This is a genomic window from Polaribacter sp. Asnod6-C07 (assembly GCF_045063625.1).
Taxonomy (GTDB): domain Bacteria; phylum Bacteroidota; class Bacteroidia; order Flavobacteriales; family Flavobacteriaceae; genus Polaribacter; species Polaribacter vadi_A.
This window is the reverse complement of the sequence record NZ_JBEFOF010000005.1, coordinates 946,776-970,325: the sequence shown is the minus strand read 5'-3', so window position 1 is coordinate 970,325 and position 23,550 is coordinate 946,776. Positions and strand designations below refer to the sequence as shown.

Here is a 23,550-nt window from a genome sequence, read left to right as displayed (position 1 = left end):
TATTTACAATACTGCTTTGTTTGGTGAGTAATACAAAAATGCTTGCTCAAGATAAACCCAACATCATTATTTTATTTGCAGATGATTTAGGTTATGGTGATTTAAGTTGTTATGGAGCACAAGATGTGCAAACACCCAATATTGATGCTTTGGCTAATGAAGGATTAAGATTTACAGACTTTCAGGTAGCTTCTTCTGTTTGTAGCCCATCAAGAGCAGCTTTGTTAACAGGACGTTATCCTATACGAAATGGATTTCCTGTAGCTCAACAGACAGGTGAAAAACACAAAAACTATGGTTTAGATAAAGAAGAAATTACCATTGCAGATTTACTTGTAAAAAAAGATTATGCAACACTTGCCATAGGAAAATGGCATTTAGGATTTCATAAAGGAGCTCAACCAATAGACCATGGATTTCAACATTTTTATGGATTACAATCTAATTGGCATAAAAGTCACCCAGACTTAGATGATATCTATTTCGATAATAAAGTAGTAAAAGAAAATATAGCTTTTGAAACACTAATTGGAGACTATACCAACAAGGCCATTGAATATGTAGAAGAAAATAAAGAGAATCCATTTTTTCTGTATTTAGCTTATCATTCAGTACATTCTCCAATAAAACCAAGTAAAGAATTTATAGGAACCTCAAAAGGGAGTTTGTATGGCGATTATGTTCAGGAGTTAGATCATCATGTAGGGAGATTAACCAAAGCACTTTCTGAAAAAGGTTTGGATGAAAATACCATTGTGGTTTTCTTATCAGATAATGGACCTGCTATTTGTCATTTTGGAGGATCAGCAGGAGCGTTAAATGGAGGAAAATATACAACTATGGAAGGTGGTTTTAGAATTCCTGCCATTATCAAATGGAAAGATCATTTTGCTATAGGTGTAAATAATACATTTTTATCTTCTATGGATTTATTGCCAACTTTAGCCTCCTTAGCAGGTGCAGAAATCCCACAAGACAGAGTGATTGATGGGAAAAACATCACCAAAATTTTAAAAACAGGGAAGGGTGATACGCCTCATGACTATGTGTATTATTACAATGGTATCAATCTACAAGCGATCAGAAAAGGAAAGTGGAAATTACATTTACCAAGAACTTCTGAAGATCAGCCTTTTTGGTCTAAAAATAAAGATGAAAAACCTTTTGGAGGAAAAAATCTAAAAAATATTGGATGTAAAGGATTAATCGCTTTAAAACGTCCACTATTATTTAATTTAGATAGAGATATGGGAGAGTTGACAGATATTGCACACAAACACCCAGAAATTGTACAAGAATTATTAAAAGAAGCTGAAAGAGCAAGAAAAGAACTAGGAGATATTGATGTAGTTGGAATAGACCAAAGAGTACCTTCTTTTAAGAATATTCAAGAAAAAAATTAAATATATTTATGAAACTATTATTAAATAGAATTTTATGTTGTTTTTTACTTTTTGTAGGGTTTAAAACATTAACAGCTCAAACGAAATTACCTTCAATTTTGTCTGATAATATGTTGTTACAGCAATCATCAGAAGTAAAAATATGGGGATGGGATAATCCTGGACAAAATATAATTGTTAATCTATCTTGGTCTAAATCAATAAAAACAATAACAGATGAATCAGGTAAATGGGAATTATTTGTTAGTACACCTAAAGCAGGAAAAATAGGGAAGATGAAAATAAGTGGCTCTACAAAGCTCTCTATTTCTAATATTTTATTTGGAGAGGTTTGGTTGTGTTCTGGGCAGTCCAATATGGAAAGAGAGTTAGGTTTTAGAAATGGTCAAAAACCAATTGTAAATTTCTGGGAAGAATCGCAAAAAGCTACTTCTTCGTCAATTCGAATGTTTGTAGTACAAAGAAAAAAATCAGATACCACTTTAGAAGATTGTGTTGGAAAATGGGTAGAATGCACACCAGAAACAGTATTAAAATTTTCAGCAGTAGGTTATTTCTTCGGAAAACAATTATCAGATAAATTAAATACACCCATAGGTTTAATTCAATCAGCTTGGGGAGGAACTAAGGTAGAACCTTGGACACCTATAGAAGGTATAGAAAAAACAATGTTAAAAAAAGGGAAGCAGAATAAGTTTTCTAATTTATATAATGGTATGATTGCTCCTTTAACAAATTATAAGATAAAAGGCGCAATTTGGTATCAAGGAGAATCAAATGTTTTAAACTGGAAACAATACAAAACACTTTTTCCTAATATGATAACTAGTTGGAGAAATCAATGGAATATTGGCAGCTTTCCTTTTTATTTTGTACAAATAGCACCTTATAATTATCCAGATAAATTTGGTGTTCCAAGGATTGTAGAAGCACAGTTAGAAGCGTTAAAATTGCCAAATACAGGAGTTGCAGCTACACAAGATATTGGGGCTTTTTATGATATTCATCCTCCGCAAAAAAAAGAAGTAGGACGTAGGTTAAGTTTAATCGCATTAAATAACATTTACGGAAAAAAAGAGGTTGTGTACACTGGTCCTTTCTTAAAATCTTATAAAATAGAAGCTGAAAAATTAATTATTCAATTCGAAACACCTGGTTCTCAATTACACTCTGTTGGTGCTGCAATGGGTAAAATTCCTGCATTTTATATTGCAGGAGAAAATAAAACTTTCCATAAGGCACAGGTAAAACAAGATGGAAATAAAATTATAGTAAGTTCTTCTAAAGTTAAAAACCCGGTAGCAGTAAGATACAATTGGAAAAACAATGCAAACGGAACTATATACAACAAACACGGTTTGCCTGCACTTCCTTTTAGAACAGATAATTGGGATCAAGTACTTTATGCAGATGCAGAATAAGTATTTTGATTTTATAATTATATAAAATAGTAGTTAAGGGTGTTGTCTTATAAGTTTAAAATAGAATAATATGAAAAAAAGAGTTTTAGTATTAATAATAAATAGTGTGTTTTTGTTTTTTTTAGGTTTGGTAAAAATACAAGCACAAGAAAATCCAAATGTGGTTTTTATTTTTGTGGATGATTTAGGTTATGGAGATGTAGGATGTTATGGCGCTACAAAAGTGCAAACACCCAATATTGATAAATTGGCCACGGATGGGAGAATGTTTACAGATGCACATACAGCATCAGCAGTTTGTACACCTTCTAGATATGCGTTAATGACTGGAGAATATCCTATCAAAGTAGATAGTTGGGGACCTTTACCTACACTTTCTAAGTTGATTATTGACCCTGCTACATTAACATTGGGTAAAGTATTTCAAAATAAGGGATATAAAACAGCCTGTCTTGGAAAATGGCATTTAGGATTTGGAGATGATAAAAACGATTGGCAAGTTCCTTTAGGACAAGGACCAAACGAAGTAGGTTTTGATTATTATTGGGGAGTTCCTTTTGTGAATAGTGGAAGTCCTTACGTGTATGTAGAAAATAAAACCATTGTGGGGTATAATGAAGACGATCCTTTGGTGTATTTGGGTAGAAATTATAAAGGCGATTTAAAACCTTCACCAACTCCAACATTTCCTAAAGAAGCTTCTAAAAAAAGTGATAACCTTTTTGCAGGTGGATTAAAAGCACATCAAATTTATGATGATGAAAAAACAGGAACGTATTTAACCGAAAAAGCTACAGAATGGATTTCAAAAAATAAAGAAAATCCGTTTTTCCTATATTTTGCTACAACCAATATCCATCACCCATTTACACCAGCACCAAGATTTAAAGGAACAAGTCAAGCTGGTCTTTATGGAGATTATATACATGAGTTAGATTGGATGGTAGGAGAAATTGTAAAAAGTTTGGAAGAAAATGGATTAACAGAAAATACCATGATTGTTTTTACCAGTGATAATGGAGCAATGTTAAATTTGGGTGGTAGAATTGCAGTAGAAAAAGGACATAAGGTTAACGGAGATTTACTAGGTTTTAAGTTTGGTGTTTGGGAAGGTGGACATCGTGTACCTTTTATTGTAAAATGGCCAGGAAAGGTTCCAGAAAATACCACATCAGATCAATTAATTTCTACCATAGATATGTTGGCGACTTTTACAGCACTTACAAAGCAAGAAAAAACAATCGACTTAACAGATAAAAATAGTATAAATGTACTACCTGCTTTTATGGGACAAGAAGGAGAGTTTCGTAAAGAATTGTTGTTGGCTCCAAGAAAAGAAAAGAACTTGTCTTTAAGAAAAGGAAAATGGATGTACATTCCTGCTAAAGGTAGTGGTGGATTTAATGGTTCTAAGCCACATCATCATGCTTGGGGTGGACCAGCAGGTGTAAATTTGGTGGGCGGAAAAAATAGTGACATGGAAAATGGAAAGTTAAAGCCAGATGCACAACCAGCACAATTATATAATTTAGAAATAGATAAAAATCAAACTACTAATGTGTACAATCAGTATCCAGAAATTGTAAAAGAAATGGAAGCTATTTTAGATACTTATAGACCAAAAGCTAAATAGGAATCAAAACTAAATTATTAAAGAATGAAAAACACACTTTTTAAATGCGTTCAAAACATTGCAATTTTACTATTGTTAAGCCTAACAATCACATCTTGTAATACTGAGAAGAAGACTGAATCAGAAAAGCAGACAACAGAAAAAGAACAAGAAAGTAATGTAGATGGAAATAGTTATGGTGATGATGTATCTTTTATGAAAAATTATATCGAATTAATTGAACTTTCAGATGAATCTAACAATTCTAAAGTAGCAGTTTCAGCAGCATTACAAGGAAGAGTGATGACCAGTAGTGCATATGGAGAAAAGGGAAGAAGCTATGGATGGATTAACAAAGAGTTATTCAAATCAAAAGATACTTTAGAGCATATCAACGTATTTGGAGGAGAAGAACGTTTTTGGTTAGGGCCAGAAGGAGGACAATATTCTATCTTCTTTAAAAAAGGAGACGAGTTTACTCTAGATGATTGGTATACACCTAAATTAATAGATTTAGAACATTTTGATGTGAAAAGTGTTTCATCAAACAAAGCAGTTTTCACCAAAAAGGCAACTTTAAAAAATTATTCTGGATTTGAATTTGATTTAGGTATTGAACGTGAAGTTGCTGTTTTATCAAAAGAAGAAATTCAACAAGAATTAGGTTTAAAGACTCTTTCAGAAGAGTTAAAAACGGTTGCATATCAAACGACCAATACACTTACAAATTTAGGAAAAGCTAATTGGGAAAAAGAAACAGGGTTGCTTTCTATTTGGTTACTAGGAATGTTTAATCATTCGCCAAATACTACCATAGTAATTCCTTATGTTCAGGGAGATAACAGCGATCTTGGAACTATTGTAAATGATACTTACTTTGGAAAAGTACCTGCAGATAGATTAGTGGTTAAGGAAAATGCAATTTTCTTTAAAGGAGATGGAGAATACAGAAGTAAAATAGGTTTAACTCCTATGAGAGCAAAAAACATTGCTGGTTCTTACGATTCTAAAAATGGTATTTTAACCATTGTAAAATACAATAAACCTAAAAATGTTACAGATTATGTAAATTCTATGTGGGAAATTCAAGAAGATCCATTTAAGGGAGATGTAATTAATGCTTATAATGATGGAGAACCAGAACCTGGTACAAAACCATTAGGCCCTTTTTATGAGTTAGAAACTTCATCAAAAGCATTGGCATTAAAAGCTGGTGAAAGCGGAACACATGTATCGTTAACTTGCCATATTGAAGCAGATGAAGATACCTTAAACCCTATAGTGAAAGAACTTTTTGGAGTTAGTATTAAAGATATTAAAACAGTTTTTAACTAAAAAACGTTTAAAATGATACGATTTTTTAAAGTATTCGTTTTTTGTCTTTTGGGAATAACAGCTTGTAAAGCTCAACAAATTCAAGAAATAAAGCCTAATATTATCTTTATTATGGCAGATGATTTGGGTTGGCAAGATGTTGGTTTTATGGGCAGTAAATGGTTTGAAACACCAAATTTAGATGCGCTAGCCAAAGAAAGTTTAGTGTTTACAGATGCTTACATGTATCCAATGTGTTCGCCATCTAGAGCAGCTTTGTTAACTGGAAAACAATCTTTTAGAACAGGGGTGTACAATGTTCCTGTATTAGAAAGGGGGGATAGTGAACACAATATTTTTTCACGTTGGACAGTAGATTTAAAACACACCATGTATGCACAACCGCTTAAAGAAGTAGGTTATAAATCTATTCATATAGGAAAATGGCATGTGGTAGGGCCCAATCCTAAAGAAGAAAAAAACTATCCCTTTGATAAGCATTTAACCCAGCCTAAAAATGGAACTTTAGATTGGTTACAACAACATCAATCAGCAGAAATTCAACAATATTATCCAATAGGAAAAGGATTTGATGAAAATGTTGGAGGTACTTGGTGGGGAGACCCAGCAAGAGGTTACGATAAAGGATATAAATCTGAAAGTGGAGGTTATCAAGCTCCGTTTAAAAATCCATTTATACAAGATAAAAAAGAGGACGAATGGTTAACAGATCGATTGACAAATGAAGCGATTTCTTTTATCAAAAAAAATAAAGAAGCACCTTTTTTTATCAATCTTCATTATTATGCACCACATAGGCCTATTGTGCCAAGGAATGAAGCGTGGCTTGAGAAGTTTATGGAAAAACAAGCAGATACAATTACTGGGCAAGGAATTAGAAATAAAGTGCAAGCAGCAGGTTACGCAAGTATGATTGCCTCTGTTGATGAGAATGTAAAACGTATTTTTGATTATTTAGATAAAGAAGGTTTGCGAGAAAATACCATTGTAATTTTCACGTCAGATAATGGGTTTAATGGAATAACAAGTAACACAAACACATTGCGTGGTGCAAAAGGTCAGGTTTACGAAGGTGGAATAAGAGTACCTGCTTTTGTCAATTGGAAAGGAAAAGTGGATGTAGGAATTTCTAAAACACCTATAAGTGGAATGGATTATTTTCCAACATTTTTAGAGTTGGGGCAAGTAAAAAATTATAAAGGTATTTTGGATGGAACTTCTATAGTGCCTTTGTTGAAAAATGAAAAATTGAAAGAACGTCCTCTCTTTTGGCATCTTGCTAGTACCTATAAAAATCCCCCATGTTCTGTTATCAGAAAAGGAGATTGGAAACTCATTCAGTTTTTAAATAGTGGAAAAGTAGAGTTGTACAACCTTAAAGAAGATTTAAAAGAAGCAGAAAATATTGCAGATAAAAACAGTAATAAAGCTACTGAATTATTAAAAGAACTTACAGAATGGAGAAAGGTAAATAATGTGCCATTACCATCAGCTTCTGTATTGAGTTATTAAGAAAGTAAAGAATAAAGAATCAAAACCAATTATATAAAACTGTTTTTGCTTTTAAATAACAAAAAAATAACTAGACAATCTATTTATTATAATGTTACAGGTATACAAAAATAGTTTTTATAATAGAGAAATTTAATATTGATTAAACATAAAATATAATGAAAAAAAAGATTAAATCTATACAAAAAATGTCTTTTACATTTTTACTGGTTTTTAGTTTATTAGGATGTAAAACTAATTCAGAAAAGGTAAAAGAGTTAGCTATTAAAACACCAACAAAACCAAATGTTCTATTTATTTTGGTTGATGATTTAGGCTACTCAGATTTAAGCGTAATGGGTAGTAAATATTACGAAACCCCAAACATAGATAAAATTGCAAATTCAGGAGCCGTTTTTACTAATGGATATGCAGCTTGCACAGTTTGTAGTCCTTCAAGAGCAAGTTTATTAACAGGTCAATCGCCTGCGAGACATGGAATTACTCAGTTTGAAGGAAAAAATTTAAGCGGGAAAGCCTGGAAAACAAAAAAAAGATATACTAAATTATTACCACCAAATTTTAGTGAACATTTAGACCCTAATGCTTTAACGTTAGCAGAAGCTTTTAAAGAAGAAGGATATGCTACTTTTTTTGCAGGTAAATGGCATTTAGGTAGCAAAGAGCAAAAATCGTTGCCTACAGATCATGGGTTTGATATAAATATTGGCGGGTTTCAATCAGGAAGCCCAAGTGGAGGTTATTTTTCGCCATATAAAAACCCAAATTTGCCAAATTTACCAGAAGAAAAAGGTCAAAACTTATCAATTAAATTGGCTAAAGAAACAAGTAATTTTATTACTAAAAACAAAGATCAACATTTTTTAGCTTACCTTTCTTTTTATGCGGTTCACGGACCTATACAAACTACAAAAGAAAAATGGGAAAAGTATAGAAACAAAGCAGAAAAAATGGGAATTCATGAAAATGGATTTGAAATGGAGCGCGTTTTACCCGCCAGAAAATACCAAGATAACCCTGTTTATGCTGGTTTAATAGAACAAGTAGATGATGCTATTGGTATAGTAATGAAAACCTTAAAAGACTTAGGTTTAGATAAAAATACTATTGTAGTTTTTACATCAGATAATGGTGGGGTTACTTCTGGAGATAATTTTTCTACCAACCAATTGAGTTTAAGAGGAGGAAAAGGATATCAATGGGAAGGTGGTATAAGAATACCATATTTTATTGATGTGCCTTGGTTACAACAAAATGGTAGTAATATTAATGTTCCTGTTTCTGGTACAGATTTATTTCCAACGTTGTTAGATTTATCTGGCTTGCCTCTTAAACCAGAAAATCATAAAGACGGAGTAAGTTTAAAACCTCTTTTAGTTGGAGAAAAAATTGATGAGAGACCACTTTATTGGCATTATCCTCATTATGGAAACCAAGGAGGAGAACCAAGCTCTATCATTAGAAAAGGAAAATGGAAATTGATTTATTATTGGGAAGATTTACATATTGAATTGTACAACTTAGAAACCGATTTAAAAGAGGCTCATAATATTGCAGAAAGTCAGTCAGAAATTGCAAATCAAATGAAGATACAGCTGTTAACTTGGTTAAAATCTATGGGTACACATTATGCTACAGAAGATCCTTTATGGAATAAAGAAGCACGTAAAAAATGGTTAGAAAATCAGAAAACAAAAAGATTACCAAGTTTAGAAAAACAACGTAAAGAAATGCTTTCTCCAGATTGGCAACCAAATAAAGATTGGTGGGGAAGTGAAGTAGAAACTAAATAAATTATAAAATGAAATCAAAAAAGAAGGTAATTGTTTTCTTGCTATTTATATGCTCAGTTTTTACAATGAGAGCACAAAATATACAACTAGATAAAAAACTATTGTACAAAGTAATTGATGGGGATAGTTTGTATTTACATATCTTTCAACCTAAAGTGTCTAAAAAACCAACTGCTGCAATTGTGTTCTTTTTTGGTGGAGGTTGGGTTAGTGGAAATCCGAAACAATTTTATCAACAAAGTAAATATTTTGCATCAAGAGGAATGTTAGCAATTTCTGCAGAATATAGAATAAAAAATACACACGGAACAACTCCTTTGGAATGTGTAGAGGATGGTAAATCTGCCATACGTTGGGTTAGAGAACACGCAAAAGAATTTAATATTGATCCTAATAAAATAGTTGCTGCAGGTGGTTCTGCTGGTGGGCATGTGGCTTTGTCTACATCAGTAATTGAAGGTTTTGAAAATAAGAACGAAAATTTATCAATAAGTGCTATACCTAATGCAGTTGTTGCTTACAATCCTGTTTCAGACACTACAAAAAAAGGGTATGGAGCCAATAAACTTGTAGGTAGAGAAAAAGAAATATCACCAGTTCATCAACTTAAAAAAGGCTTACCACCAATGTTATTATTTCATGGAACAAAAGACAAAACAGTTCCTTTTGAAAATGCATCTCGATTTACTAAAATAGCAAATGAGTTAGGAAATGATTGTAAATTAGTTTCAGTAGAAAATGTTGGTCATGGATTCTTTAATGGCGATTTTTTTAGAAAAGGAGGAGGAAATAAATATTATAATTTAACCACTTATGATACAGATGTTTTCTTAAAAAAGTTAGGATATGTAAAAGGTAAGCCAACACTTTTTAGGGAGCTAATACAAGTAGCATGTGTAGGTGATAGTAATACAAAAGCGCAATATCCACAGTTTTTACAAGGTTTTTTAGGCAAAGAATACCAAGTGAAAAACTTTGGAAAAGGAGGTGCAACTTTAATTGATGGTAGCAATTTTCCGTATGCTAAAATAAATGAGTATAAGAAATCTATAAAATTTGGTTCAGATATTGTTTTAATTATGTTTGGTACAAATGATGCAAATCCAAAATGGTTTTTAGACCCTAAACGTCCAACAAAATTTAATGGTTCTGCAAAAGAAGAGTTTAAAAGTGAATACCTAAAATTGATAAAAAGTTATAAGAAAAAGAATAAAAATACTCAGATTTATGTATTAACACCTATGCCTATTTGGGTAGAGAAAAACCCAAAAAAGGAATTTATTAAAGAACGTAAAGAAGCTCTTAATAATTGGGTAATTCCTATTGTTAAAGAAATTTCCTTAGAGCAAGATGTAACGTTAATAGATGTTCATCAGTTAATGAAAAAGAGTTTTAAATTTTCTAAAGATGGTGTACACCTTACCAAAGATGGATATAAAGTTTTGGCTAAAAAGATAGGTAAAGAAATAAAGTAAAATCTATCTTTTATGTTTAACAATGTAAATTTAAAGAATATCTCATTAGATTAATTTCAATTACATAATATAATTCCTTTTTATAAAGGCTAATGGCAATTAACAGTATTGGAATTGTTATCTGTTTTTATATACGCTACCTCTAATTGAGACAAAATCAATTTAGGACTTCTAATAATAGTTTTATAGAAGTTGTTATACTCACCTAAAAAATGTTAAATGCAACATTCCCCAACCTATATTGAAACAATATAGCCCATTGATTACTAATGTAATTAACTAGTTTTGGTTAATAATTTAACTAAAACTATTTTAAAATGAAAAAAAAATACTTATTCTTAGGGTTGATGCTTGTAGGGACTCTTGGGTTCTCACAAACTGCTTATTTAGATTTTGAAGGTACAGATCCATTAAATAATTTACCTACTGGTATTACTAATGTTGAACCTACAGGTACCATAACCATATATAGGGCTCCAAATCTATACTATTATGATGGAACAACCACATTAGCATTAGAAACCAATACTGAAGAACAAACTGGACTTAGCCAATCTCCTAATATAATTATTACAGATTCTGAATTAGGAAGTAAGGTAATACAGTTAGATTACACAGGTCATTTAATGATTGATGAAAATGTTATAGGCGAAGGAGATTTTTCTATTTCTATGAAATATTCAGCTTTTGGTCATCGTATGGGGTCAGCAGCATCAATATTAACCATAGTTGGACAAGATTCATCTGACGGAAATATATGGAAAGAAGATAGACTTTTACAAAAATCAGGGGGTTGGGTATATGGTCTTGACCTACACATTGGTGATGGGTCTGGAGGTAATGGTACTCCTGGAGGGTCTATAAAATTTGCAAATACGAACGCTCTTCCTCTTTATGACTATGTTACATTAACATACACATCTTCTGATCAAAAATATAAATTGTATAAAGATGGTGTGTTATTATCAACTTCACAAACTGCACAAGAAAGTGGGGAGTGGGATAATAGAAAAATATTTTTAGGATATATGGGATCTAGCTTAAACCAAACAACTGGTTTATTTGATGAAAATTCAGTTAGTAATAATGGAAGAACTCAAGATATTCAGAAAAGATATGACAATATTGCAATTTTTAACACAGCATTGTCTGATGCTGAAGTTTTAACTCTAAGTAACAATGGAGGGGTATTATCTACAAAATCAATAACTACAGAAAAAGATTTTGAAGCATATCCAAATCCAGTTAAAAATCAATTAAATTTTACTTCAGAAAAAGTAAGTTCTGTTGAGATTTATAATGTATTAGGATCTAAAATACAAGTTTCTAAAGTTGTTAACGGTCAAGTGAATACTAGTCAATTATCTATTGGTGGTATTTATTTTGTAAAATGTATTAATGATATAGAAAATGTTGTTAAGACAATTAGAATTATAAAAAAATAGCAAGTTATTTTAATTTAGTATGTAAAATGAGAGATAATATCTCTCATTTTTTTATAAAACAAATCAGTTTAAATATTCTAATTATACCAAATAACAATAAGTCATTCTATGGTTAAATTGGTATTATAACTGATTTTATTAAATATAGCGAAAAATACCCTTAATGTGAAACATTAATAGGCCATGTATATTTATCAAGTTCTATAGATTGTCATCTCTTAACTAAATACACTAATTATGAAAAAAAAATACTCTAAAAAAATCATACATAACAACGTTGTTTTTGTAAATATCATTATGGTATTTACTTTATTCTTGTTTACCTTAAAAGGGTACGCTCAATCGATATTTATAAACGCAAATGATAAGGAACAATTCATTTCATTAATGGGAGGAGATATGGAAAGAAGTGGACCAAATTTTTTAAAATCTAGAAATCAAAAAGAAATTATTGATTGGGTAACAAAAGACATTCCTTTTAATGCTTTTCGTGTAAGGTATGATAAATTACAAGAGATGACTGAAGGGCAAAAGGATTTTTCAACTTATGATGGAGATGTCACTGCAATGAAAATGATGAAGGAAGTGAATCCTAATATTCAATTTTTTGCAACGATGAAATCAGATTATCATGGTTACAGTCAGGGTGATAGAAATAATTTACCAACATTTATTTACGATTATGCATATGTTAATGGTAGTGCTACAGGTACCAAAACTTTTAATGCAGAAAAATATGCTTTATTTTTAGCAGATTATCTAGAGTTTATGAAAAACTCAGGAGTACCAATTACTTATTTATCTACTTCTAAAGAATGGGTACAAGTTTTAACGGTAAGTAGAGCTAAGGCAACTATAGAGGCCTTAATAATTATTTTACAACAAAGAAATATAGACATGCCTCTTATTGTAGATTCTGGTACTTGGTCTATTTCTCAAGGTATAAATGTGGTAAATAATTATGTAAACAATGATGTTGCCCAGTATGTGTATGGTTTTAGTTCTCATAATTTATGGTCTGGAGAAAACAAAACATGGCAACAATTTATTACTGCTGCTCAAAATGCAGGTAAGTATGCTTTTGCTGATGAAACAGGGCATGCTGGTGGTGGTTTTATAACTTCTGATGTAAGTATAGATTATCCATTAAGCATCTACACAGAAAAAAGTGAAATGTATAAAGGTGGGTTACAAGGAGAATTAATTTTTGAAATCTGGCCAAGAGGTTATCAAGAAGTTCAAAAGAATGGATTTTATGGAAAACCTATATTTTTTAACAATGGATCTAAGGCTGTTAGAATGAGATCCTATTATATAATGCAAAAGTTTGCAGCAGAGGCTGTCAATAAAAACTACATTAATTCGTCAATTACTAACATGTCAGATGTTAGTACTATGGCTTTTGGAGATGATAATCAAATAGCTTTATGGGTTATTAATAAAAGTGACACTGAATACAATAATTTGTTAATCGATATCAACAACTTAGGGCTTAAAGAAGGCATGATTGTCGAAACAACTTATTGGGATGAATCTTCAGAAATTGAAGGTGTAAAAAATACTTTTGAAGCAACAAATAATAATCAATTTTTAGCAAATGTAAAAGCTAAAAGTCTTACTTGTTTTGTTATTAAAATAGATTATAAATTAAATCCTTTTCATCGTATCAATGCAAACTCTTGGGTTGGAGATAATATTACTTCAATTACTGTAAACGAAGGAGACAATATAGATTTTGGGCCTCAATCTAGAATTAATGGTAGTTGGACTTGGGATGGTCCAAATGGATTTACTGCTACCTCAAGAGATATATCTATTTCAAGTGTAAATTCAAGTATGGCAGGAGATTATGTGGCAACGTACACAGGTTCAAGTGGAGAAACAAGCACTTTAACAATGTCTGTTAATGTAATTTGTAATTCAACTCCTGCAACAACGCCTTATTATCAAATAGGAAGTAATTCATTAACAACAGGTAATAATATTTCAATTGATGTAGCAGAGTATTTAAAATTATCACCAGAACCTGCTACAGAAGGCACATGGACATGGAAAGGACCAAATAATTATAGTGCTTCTACAAGAGAAATTGAATTTGAAAACTTTTATGCAGATATGGAGGGTAGTTATGTAGCTACATATACTAGTTCAGGAGGATGTAGTACAGATATAGTGTATAATGTTACTGCGGTTTGTAGTTCTTTACCTAGTATTAACCCTTATTCAAGAATAAATACTGAAGCTTGGACCAATAAAAAAAGTGAATTATATGTTGCATCTGGAGACAAAGTTACATTTGGACCTAACTCAAGTGGAGATGGTATTTGGTATTGGTCTGGTCCTAATGGTTATGAAGCACTATTTACAAGAGAAATTATTATTGATAACATAACATCAGCACAAGCAGGAATTTATACTGTTACTAGAATAAATAACAACGGTTGTGAATCTAGTTATAGTTTTACTGTGTATGTTGATGGTGCTCTTAGTATCCAAAAGAATGAGTTCTCCAAAATAATTGCGTACCCTAATCCTGTTATTAATAAACTTACCATAAGTTCAGAGGATTATAGTTTATATCAAATAGTTACTGTTTTTAGTTATACAGGAAAAAAGATCTTAGAAAACAAAATCAGCCAAAGTAACTCTAAATTAGAAATAGATTTTAGTAATTTAAACAGTGGCTTATATTTTGTTGAACTTAAAGGTAAAACTAATAATAAAATATTTAAAATAATTAAAAATTAAGTTCATTAAAAAGTTGAGGCTATCTAAAAATAGCCTCTTTTTTTTAATGAAAAGTTTATTTTTTACTAAAGATTTCTCATTATAATAGAATTATAAATTTTTAATATGAAAAATTTTTTTATCACTATATTTTGTGCTTTTTTTCTATCAGGAAATAGACAGTACATTACCAAAAAAGAAAATAAACCCAATGTAATTGTCATCTTAATTGATGATGCTGGTTATGCAGATTTTGGTTTTATGGGGTCTAAAGATTTAGAAACCCCTAACATAGATAAATTAGCAAAAAGTGGAGTTATTTTTACAGATGCACATGTAAGTGCAACCGTTTGCGCACCAAGTAGAGCAGGCTTAATTACAGGTAAATATCAGCAGCGTTTTGGTTTTGAAGCTAATGGAACAGGTTATGGCGATTCTGGAGAAATAGGACTTTCTGACGATGTAACTACAATGGCAGATGTGTTTAAAAACAATGGTTATAAAACAATGGCATTGGGTAAATGGCATTTAGGAAAAGACGAATCTGATCACCCAAATCAAAGGGGTTTTGATGAGTTTTATGGTTTTGAAACTGGAAGTAGATCATATTTTCCAATACAAAATCCTAGAAAAGGAAAAATGCTACAAAATAACGGAAAAAGAGTGGTGTTTGATGGTTATCTAACAGATGTTTTAGGAGATCAATCTGTAAAATATATTGAAGATAACAAAGAAAATCCATTTTTTATGTACTTAGCATATAATGCAGTACACACACCTATGGAGGCTAAAAAAGAGGATTTAGAAAAATTTAAAGACCATCCAAGACAATATTTAGCAGCCATGACTTGGTCTTTAGACCAAAATATTGGTAAACTACAACAGAAGTTAGAAGAATTAGGAATTGCCGATAATACTTTAATTTATTTTTTAAGTGATAATGGTGGAGCCGCAAATAATGATTCTAGTGGAGGTCCTTTAAAAGGATGGAAAGGTAATAAGTTTGAAGGGGGCCATAGAGTACCATTTGTAGTAAGTTGGCCAGCACAAATTAAAGGAGGGCAAACTTTTAAAGGATTGTCTTCTTCTCTAGATATTTTTACTACTTCTATAGCCGCTGCAAATATTAAAAATGATGATAGTCTAATTTTAGATGGTGTAAATCTATTACCTTTTTTAAAGGGCGATAAAACAGGAAACCCTCATGATAAATTATTTTGGAGAAAATTAGAGGAAGCAGGTGCAAGAATAGGAGATTATAAAATGATTCGTTTAAAAAATTATGGATCTGTTTTATACAATTTAAAAGAAGATTTAGGAGAAACTATAAATTTAGAAAAACAAGACCCTGATCAATATCAATTATTACAAAAAGAGCTTACAAATTGGGAAGCTAAAATGAAAGCTCCACTTTGGCAAGAAGAACAAGATTGGATGCAGGTTACGCATCATATTCATCAAAGATTGATGGAAAATAAAGAAATATTGTATACTAACCCCAATAAAATGAAAAGAGTTTTAAGAGGCGATACAAATAAAAAACAAAGATTAAAACGATTTAACAGAAATAATTAGAAATTAAAATGATGTGTAAAATAAAGTGTTTTTATATCTTTTTTTTAATTGGATACTTGTCTGTTAACGCTCAGAGTTTTGTAGATTCAAAAAAAAAACCCAATATTATTTATATAAATGTAGATGATTTAGGTTGGATGGATACTGAAACTTATGGAAGTACATTTTTCGAAACTCCTAACATTAATAAACTGGCAGAAAGTGGTTTAAAGTTTACAAATGGATATGCATCTGCTGCAAATTGTGCACCAAGTAGAGCATGTTTAATTAGTGGGCAAAATACGCCTAGACATGGTATTTATACAGTTAGTAATTCTGATAGAGGAAACACAAAAACTAGAAAAATAATTCCGATTAAAAATACAGTAGTTTTAGCTGATAAAAATGTAACACTTGCAGAAATGTTAAAAAGAGCAGGTTATACAACAGGTACTTTTGGTAAATGGCATTTAGGGGAAGATGCTAAAACACAGGGTTTTGATGTAAATGTTGGCGGAAGTCATAATGGAAATCCAGGAAAGAATGGATATTTTAGCCCATATAATATCAAGAATATTATTGATCATAAAAAAGGTGAAAATTTAACAGATAGATTAACGCAAGAAGCCATTTCGTTTATAAAAGATAATAAAGAGAAGCCGTTTTTTGTGTATTTGCCTTTTTATGCGGTTCATACACCTTTGTCAACTACTTCTGCATTAGAAAAAAAATATTCAGAAAAGGAAGGTAATTCATCTAAAAAGAAGGCAATTTATGCAGGTATGATAGAAACTGTTGATAGAAATATCGGTTTAATTTTAGATGAAATTAAAGCTTTAAATTTAAAGAACACATTAATTGTTTTTACTTCTGATAATGGTGGAATAAGAGCTATTTCTAATCAAGATCCTTTAAGAGCAGGTAAAGGTTCTTACTACGAAGGTGGCATTAGAGTGCCATATATTATTTCTTGGGATGGAGTTGTAAAACCAAATACAGTTTCTAAAATTCCTATTACCAATTTAGATTTTTATCCAACTTTTATGGATATTTTAAATGTAAATATGCCTAAAAAAGTATTAGATGGAATATCTATTTTGCCAATTTTAAAAGGGAAAATAATAAAAGACAGAAGTTTATATTATCATTTTCCTATTTACTTACAAGCTTATAATGCTAAAACAGATCAAGCAAGAGATCCTTTTTTTAGAACAAGACCAGGTTCTGTTATTATTGATGGAGATTGGAAATTACATCAATATTTTGAAAATAACGAAATTGAATTGTATAATTTAAAATCAGATTTAGGCGAGAAAAACAATATAGTTGAGGTTTATCCTAAAAAAGCATCAGAATTATTAGAGAAATTAAATGCTTGGAGAACAGAAATAAATGCGCCAATCCCAACTGAATTAAACCCAAAATATGATGCTGATTTTGTGCCTAATAAATTTAAGAAAAATCATTAAAAAATGAAATATAAAGCATTCATCATATTCTTATTTTTTAATGCTTTTTTACTTTCACAAAATAAAATTGAAAATCTAAATATTAAAGTTTACCCAAATGTGGAGTTTCAAACGGTTCATAATTTTGGAGCATCTGATGCTTGGTCTGCGCAGTTTGTAGGGGAATGGCCTTTACAGAAAAAAGAAGCAATAGCCGATTTATTATTTAGTACAGAAAAAAATAATGACGGAACGTTTAAAGGAATTGGTCTTACTACTTGGAGATTTAACATTGGTGCAGGAAGTACAGAACAAAAAGAGAGTAGTAAAATTAAAGATGAATGGAGAAGGGCAGAAGGCTTTCTAAATAATGATGGTTCTTATAATTGGAATCGACAATCGGGTCAACAATGGTTTTTAAAAGCAGCAAAAGAAAGAGGTGTTTCCTCTTTTATTGGATTTGTAAATAGTCCACCAGTGCAATTTACAAAGAATCATAAAGCATTTTCTGATGATGGATTATCAACAAATTTAAAAAGAAGTAATTATGCAAATTATGCGTTATTTTTAAAAGATGTAGTAAGACATTTTAAGGATAGCTTAGATCTAAAATTTAGTTATATCAGTCCGTTTAATGAACCACAATGGGATTGGAAAAACGGAAAGCAAGAAGGTTCTCCCTGGAATAATGATGAGTTATCAAAAGCAACAAAAATAATTGATTCTGTTTTTATAATGCATCAATTAGATGCTAAATTAGAAGTCTCTGAAGCAGGACAAATAGATTATTTAACGTCAGAAATAAAAAGAAAGAAAAATAGAAGTAATCAAATAGAAGTATTTTTTAATCCAAAAAACGAACTTTATATAGGAAATTTACAATCTGTGGCACCAAAGTTTGCAGGTCATAGTTATTTTACCACTTGGAATATCTCAAAATTAAAAAGAAAGAGAGAAGAAATAAGTAACAAGTTAACCAAATATCCGAATTTAGAATATTGGATGACAGAGTATTGTATTCTAGAAAATAATGCAGAAATAAGAGGCAAGGGCAAGGGCTTAACAATGAAAACGGCTTTATATGTAGCACGATTAATTCATGCAGATTTAACGATTGCAAATGCAAGTGCATGGCATTGGTGGTTGGCAATATCTCCATACAATTATAAAGACGGGTTGATTTATCATGATAAAAATAAACAAGATGGTGTTTTTAAAACTTCCAAATTATTATGGGGATTAGGTAATTATTCAAGATTTATAAGACCAGAAGCAAAACGAATTAAACTAGATTATAAAGATCAAAATTCTCTTGAAAATTTAGAAAAAGGAGTTTTAATTTCAGGATATAAAAATTTAGATAACTCTATAGCTATTGTATTGGTTAATCAAAAATCAGCAGCAGTTAAAGTAAGTTTTAATAGTAACATAAAAGAAATATATGTAACTAATAAAGATTCCGATTTAAAACCTTTAAAAGAAAATATTAATCAAAAAAGTGTCAAAATATCGGGTAAATCAATTAATACTTTAATTTTAGAGTAGAACGATTAAAAATTTGTAAATCAGTTAATATTTGAAAACTAAGTGTTTAAAAATTCATAAAATAGAAATAAGAGACATTTGTTTACCTTTTTAGTATGATTATTACCCCAATGTATCAAAGCCGTATTCTTATTTTTGATTATAAAATCAATCAATACTTAATTTATTCTGATGTATTTAAATAAAATCATTTTTAAAATTTCTCTTTTGTCTTTTTTTGCAATGTTAAGTTGCAAATCAGAAAAAAAAGAAACAAAAACAATTACGAAAAATAGAAAACCAAATATAGTTGTTATTTATTTAGATGATTTAGGTTATGGTGATTTAAGTGCCTATGGTGCAACAGAATTACAAACGCCAAATATTGATGCTTTAGCCAATGGAGGAATTAAATTTACAAACGGTTATGCATCTTCTGCAACTTGTACACCAAGTAGATATGCGTTATTAACAGGTGTGTATCCTTGGCGAAATAAAAAGGCAAGAATTTTATCGGGTTCTGCTCCTTTAATTATTAATGAAGAGCAACAAACTTTACCAAAAATACTTAAAACACAAGGCTATCAAACAGCAATTGTTGGTAAGTGGCATTTAGGTTTAGGAAGTGGTAATGTAAATTGGAATGAGAAAATTACTCCAGGTCCTAACGAAGTAGGTTTTGATGAATCGTATATTTTAGCAGCTACACAAGATAGGGTTCCAACAGTTTATATAGATAATGGTTATGTAGTTGGTTTAGATAAAAACGATCCTATTGAAGTAAATTATAAAAAGAATTTTGAAGGAGAACCAACAGCTAAATCTAATCCAGAAATGACAACAATGAAATGGCATCATGGACATAATAATAGTATTGTAAACGGAATTCCTAGAATTGGTTATATGAAAGGTGGAGATGCTGCAAAATGGTCTGATATTGATATGGCAGATCATTTTTTAGATAAAGCACAAAACTATGTAAAAACTCATAAAGAAAATCCGTTCTTTTTATATTATGCTATGCAACAACCACATGTGCCAAGAACTCCTCATCCAAGATTTGTGGGTAAATCTGGAATGGGACCAAGAGGAGATGTTATTTTAGAAGCAGATTGGGTGATTGGAGAGTTTATAAAAACTTTAGACAAAGAAGGTGTTTTAGAAAATACTTTAATTGTTTTTTCTAGTGATAATGGACCCGTTTTAAATGATGGATATTATGATGATGCTGTAGAAAAATTGGGAAAACACGACCCTAAAGGAGGTTTAAGAGGTGGTAAATACAGTTTGTTAGAAGGGGGTACAAGAGTCCCTTTTATAACATATTGGAAAGGAACAATTAAACCTTCAATTTCAAATGCTATTGTTTGCCAGATGGATTTACTAGCTTCTTTAGCAAACTTAACAGGAACTACAGAAAATTCTACAGATAGTAAAGAATTAATAAATACATTTTTAGGAAAAACAGATAAGGGAAGAGGTCATTTAATAATTGAAGCAAATTCTAGAACAGCTTTAAGAAGTGGAGATTGGCTAATGATTCCACCATACAAAGGTTGGAGGTTTAATAAAAAAGTAAATATTGATGTAGGTGTTTTACCTGAATTTCAATTGTATAATTTAAAGGATGATGTTAGTCAAAAACAAAATTTAGCAGAAAAAAAATCTGAGAAGTTATTAGAAATGATTGAAGTTTTTGAAATGTTGAGAGGTCAAAAAATAAATGAAGTAGAACAGAATTAAAGTTAAAATATTTTTTTAACGTATCAGATTTTTTTTAAAATATAGATGCATGCAATATTAAAGAAAAAGTAAAATTAATTACCAAAAAAGAAGAAGTTGTATTAAACGTTTTTTATAATTAAATGTAAAATAGTTTCATTATCTGATTTTATAAAAATTTCTATGACAGTTTCTATATCAGAATAGATAAATAATTTTAATGTTTGTCAGAGCATTTATAATTGTCAAAGAAATTTTAATAGATAGCTAAGACTAGCTTTATTTTACTAAGTATTTAAATCAAGTAAAAACTTAAAGCAAACAATTGTTGATAAAACTATTTTACATTTTGTTTGTACATCCTTATTCCTTTATATTATTTGTTTTACGTAAACCTATTTTAGAAAAATCAATAGGTTTAATTCCCATTTTTAATGCTGGTGAATCTGGTTTAAATCTAAAATCGCCATTTTCGGCATCTACAAATAGTGGATCTACTGCTTTACTGTTTTTGTCTATTCCGTTTTTTTGATTCTTTGCAATCAATTCTTTCCCTTTTTCAGGATTTGTTTTACAGAAATAAATGTTGTTATCTGTATCTGCATCCATGGCTCTAGCCAATGCTCTACCTCTTCTGTCTTCCGAACTTCCTGCTTTTCCTGGAGGTAATTCATCAATAAATCTAGATTCGTTTGTAAATGCATAAAAGATATTATTTTTAATAGTTGCCCCAGTTAAAGGACCTTCTCTTACAGACAAATAGTATCCTCTTGGTGGAGCAATAATATTTACAACAATATTGTTTTCTACTTTATTATCTAACTTGGTAAGGATACCTTGAGATGTAGCATTGAAAATAATATTCTCGGTAATTAACGTTCCTGTTTGCCCACCATCTGTTCTAATTGCAGCTTGCATAATCATATCTGCTACCATATCATGAATATAATTTCTACGAATGATATTTCCTTTACCAGAACCACGAATGTAAATTGCATTACCATCTCCAAGTCTTTGCATTCCATGGTGAATTTCATTGTTTTCTACAATATTATCATGTGTATGTAAATAAGGCAATACTTCATCTAAAGTTACATCTTTTGTAAACGCTGGCATTTCGTCCTTTCTAAATGTTCTTAAAAGCTCTCTTCCATTTCCTTTTTTAGCAAGAAATTGAGTCATACAACCAGATAAAATAATTGCTGTATAATCTAAATGATGAATTAAGTTGTTTGCCACGTAATTTTCTCCACTTTGCCACACAAAAATTCCTGGTGAGTGCCAATAAATTTCTCCTACATGATGAATATTGTTATTGTAAACTGTATTCTTTTTATTTACATCTTTAGTTCCTGGTCCATATCCTGCAAGGAGAATTCCACCTCCCCCCATATGTTCTATATGGTTGTTAGAAATTTTATTACCAATACCATGTAAGTCTACTCTAATTGCGCCACTTCCACTATGTAAAAAATGAGAATTTTCGATACTACAATTTTCTGTTCCTCTAAAACGAACCAAAGCATTGTCTTTATCCATCATATCCCAATCGTGTTGTAAACCTTTATCATCTGAAGTTAAAGTATATCTTTCTCCATGTTTAAATGTTAAACCATTAAAATGTAAATTACGAACAGGAATGTCTTCTTGTTTAGATTCTCTAATCTTTCCTTCTACACGAATTAATTCCATTAATGTTGGCGCAAATACTGGAGAATCGTTTCTTGGCCATAGATACACTTTACCTTCTTTTGTGTTTAATGCCCATTCTCCTTCTTTATCTAAAACATCTATTACATTTTCTATCCAACAGTTCTCTGTTTTTTTTAGAAAATGAAGTACATTCATAGCATAAGTTGCATCAATAGAAGTATTAGCTGTATTTGTTTTTTCATTTACAGAAACTACAGGTAGCATATTTGTTATCCAAGCATGATGAGGTCTTACTTTAATTTCGACATCCTTTACATTGTCCCAATTTTTTAAAAATCCGTTAGGAAATTTAAGACGATTTCTTCCATTTTGTTTTTCGCCAGTGATAATTCCTTTTGATTGTGCTCTAGGTAGCATTCCTTCATCATCATAAAGCGTTAAGAATTTATCAGACACATTTGCCACCCAAACTTTTCCTTCTGCTTCTTTTGGAAGTCCTGGAAGTTTTGTGGTTACTTTTTCCCATCCTTTAATTTCTTTTCCTGAACTAAAAACAGGTTTTTCTCCTGGATATGCAGCATAAGTAATTGTGTAATTATCTTCAGCAGAATCTTTTAAATCGAAAACTACAGTTTTATTTAATTGATATACACCACCTTTTATGTACACTAAAATATCTTTTGATTTTCCTTTTTTAAAATCTCTAACGGCGTTTTTAGCGTGCTCTAAAGTAGCAAAAGGACCATCTGTTTTAGTTGCATTTGGTTCTGCCAATGTTCCTGACCAATTATCTGAACCTTGTGTGGATACAAAAAAGTCTGCTTTAAGAGTTGTATTTACTTGTGCAGAACTACATCCAAAACCAATAATTAAGGTTAGTATTAGAATCCATTTATTTTTAATCTTATGTGTAATTTTCATCTTTA

At 30.7% G+C, this 23,550-nt stretch carries 14 protein-coding genes; 13 read left to right on the top strand and 1 reads right to left on the bottom strand.

The window, feature by feature from the left end:
* Window positions 1-38 precede the first annotated feature (38 nt).
* The 13 genes from ACJJVK_RS04000 to ACJJVK_RS03940 all read left to right on the top strand — a co-directional run bounded on the left by ACJJVK_RS04000 (window position 39) and on the right by ACJJVK_RS03940 (window position 20,992).
* Window positions 39-1,403, top strand: a complete 1,365-nt coding sequence (locus ACJJVK_RS04000; RefSeq protein WP_405563427.1) for a sulfatase — start codon at window positions 39-41, stop codon at window positions 1,401-1,403.
* Between the two features lie 8 nt (window positions 1,404-1,411).
* Window positions 1,412-2,824, top strand: coding sequence for a sialate O-acetylesterase (locus ACJJVK_RS03995; RefSeq protein WP_405563424.1), 1,413 nt, complete (start codon window positions 1,412-1,414; stop codon window positions 2,822-2,824).
* Window positions 2,825-2,894: 70 nt separating this feature from the next.
* Window positions 2,895-4,457 carry an arylsulfatase gene (locus ACJJVK_RS03990; RefSeq protein ID WP_405563422.1) on the top strand — a complete coding sequence of 521 codons (1,563 nt, stop codon included), beginning with the start codon at window positions 2,895-2,897 and terminating at the stop codon, window positions 4,455-4,457.
* Between the two features lie 24 nt (window positions 4,458-4,481).
* Window positions 4,482-5,771, top strand: coding sequence for a DUF6786 family protein (locus ACJJVK_RS03985; protein ID WP_405563420.1), 1,290 nt, complete (start codon window positions 4,482-4,484; stop codon window positions 5,769-5,771).
* 12 nt (window positions 5,772-5,783) lie between these two features.
* Window positions 5,784-7,283, top strand: a complete 1,500-nt coding sequence (locus ACJJVK_RS03980) for a sulfatase (protein WP_405563418.1) — start codon at window positions 5,784-5,786, stop codon at window positions 7,281-7,283.
* Between the two features lie 158 nt (window positions 7,284-7,441).
* The gene (locus tag ACJJVK_RS03975; protein WP_405563415.1) at window positions 7,442-9,076 is read left to right on the top strand and encodes a sulfatase; all 1,635 of its coding nucleotides are present in this window, start codon (window positions 7,442-7,444) and stop codon (window positions 9,074-9,076) included.
* Window positions 9,077-9,084: 8 nt separating this feature from the next.
* Window positions 9,085-10,551: an SGNH/GDSL hydrolase family protein gene (locus ACJJVK_RS03970; protein ID WP_405563413.1), complete on the top strand. Its 1,467-nt coding sequence runs from the start codon at window positions 9,085-9,087 to the stop codon at window positions 10,549-10,551.
* Window positions 10,552-10,868: 317 nt separating this feature from the next.
* Window positions 10,869-11,996: a T9SS type A sorting domain-containing protein gene (locus tag ACJJVK_RS03965; RefSeq protein ID WP_405563410.1), complete on the top strand. Its 1,128-nt coding sequence runs from the start codon at window positions 10,869-10,871 to the stop codon at window positions 11,994-11,996.
* Window positions 11,997-12,233: 237 nt separating this feature from the next.
* Window positions 12,234-14,744, top strand: a complete 2,511-nt coding sequence (locus ACJJVK_RS03960; protein ID WP_405563407.1) for a T9SS type A sorting domain-containing protein — start codon at window positions 12,234-12,236, stop codon at window positions 14,742-14,744.
* A gap of 105 nt (window positions 14,745-14,849) precedes the next feature.
* Window positions 14,850-16,298 carry a sulfatase gene (locus ACJJVK_RS03955; RefSeq protein ID WP_215994358.1) on the top strand — a complete coding sequence of 483 codons (1,449 nt, stop codon included), beginning with the start codon at window positions 14,850-14,852 and terminating at the stop codon, window positions 16,296-16,298.
* Window positions 16,299-16,354: 56 nt separating this feature from the next.
* Window positions 16,355-17,746 (top strand): sulfatase, encoded by a 1,392-nt coding sequence (locus tag ACJJVK_RS03950; RefSeq protein ID WP_405563404.1) that lies wholly within the window; start codon window positions 16,355-16,357, stop codon window positions 17,744-17,746.
* Window positions 17,747-17,749: 3 nt separating this feature from the next.
* On the top strand, window positions 17,750-19,270 hold the full coding sequence (locus ACJJVK_RS03945) for a glycoside hydrolase (protein ID WP_405563402.1): 1,521 nt from the start codon (window positions 17,750-17,752) through the stop codon (window positions 19,268-19,270).
* A 171-nt stretch (window positions 19,271-19,441) separates the two neighbouring features.
* Window positions 19,442-20,992 (top strand): arylsulfatase, encoded by a 1,551-nt coding sequence (locus ACJJVK_RS03940; RefSeq protein ID WP_405563400.1) that lies wholly within the window; start codon window positions 19,442-19,444, stop codon window positions 20,990-20,992.
* Window positions 20,993-21,334: 342 nt separating this feature from the next.
* On the opposite strand, the gene ACJJVK_RS03935 is transcribed toward ACJJVK_RS03940, so the two are convergent.
* Window positions 21,335-23,545: a right-handed parallel beta-helix repeat-containing protein gene (locus tag ACJJVK_RS03935; RefSeq protein WP_405563398.1), complete on the bottom strand. Its 2,211-nt coding sequence runs from the start codon at window positions 23,543-23,545 to the stop codon at window positions 21,335-21,337.
* Window positions 23,546-23,550: the final 5 nt, after the last annotated feature.

Coding starts and splice junctions, on each gene's coding strand:
- ACJJVK_RS03975 (WP_405563415.1), top strand. CDS start 7,442: ATGAAAAAAAAGATTAAATCTATACAAAAAATGTCTTTTACATTTTTA.
- ACJJVK_RS03990 (WP_405563422.1), top strand. CDS start 2,895: ATGAAAAAAAGAGTTTTAGTATTAATAATAAATAGTGTGTTTTTGTTT.
- ACJJVK_RS03970 (WP_405563413.1), top strand. CDS start 9,085: ATGAAATCAAAAAAGAAGGTAATTGTTTTCTTGCTATTTATATGCTCA.
- ACJJVK_RS03935 (WP_405563398.1), bottom strand. CDS start 23,545: ATGAAAATTACACATAAGATTAAAAATAAATGGATTCTAATACTAACC.
- ACJJVK_RS03940 (WP_405563400.1), top strand. CDS start 19,442: ATGTATTTAAATAAAATCATTTTTAAAATTTCTCTTTTGTCTTTTTTT.
- ACJJVK_RS04000 (WP_405563427.1), top strand. CDS start 39: ATGCTTGCTCAAGATAAACCCAACATCATTATTTTATTTGCAGATGAT.
- ACJJVK_RS03960 (WP_405563407.1), top strand. CDS start 12,234: ATGAAAAAAAAATACTCTAAAAAAATCATACATAACAACGTTGTTTTT.
- ACJJVK_RS03985 (WP_405563420.1), top strand. CDS start 4,482: ATGAAAAACACACTTTTTAAATGCGTTCAAAACATTGCAATTTTACTA.
- ACJJVK_RS03965 (WP_405563410.1), top strand. CDS start 10,869: ATGAAAAAAAAATACTTATTCTTAGGGTTGATGCTTGTAGGGACTCTT.
- ACJJVK_RS03980 (WP_405563418.1), top strand. CDS start 5,784: ATGATACGATTTTTTAAAGTATTCGTTTTTTGTCTTTTGGGAATAACA.
- ACJJVK_RS03995 (WP_405563424.1), top strand. CDS start 1,412: ATGAAACTATTATTAAATAGAATTTTATGTTGTTTTTTACTTTTTGTA.
- ACJJVK_RS03945 (WP_405563402.1), top strand. CDS start 17,750: ATGAAATATAAAGCATTCATCATATTCTTATTTTTTAATGCTTTTTTA.
- ACJJVK_RS03955 (WP_215994358.1), top strand. CDS start 14,850: ATGAAAAATTTTTTTATCACTATATTTTGTGCTTTTTTTCTATCAGGA.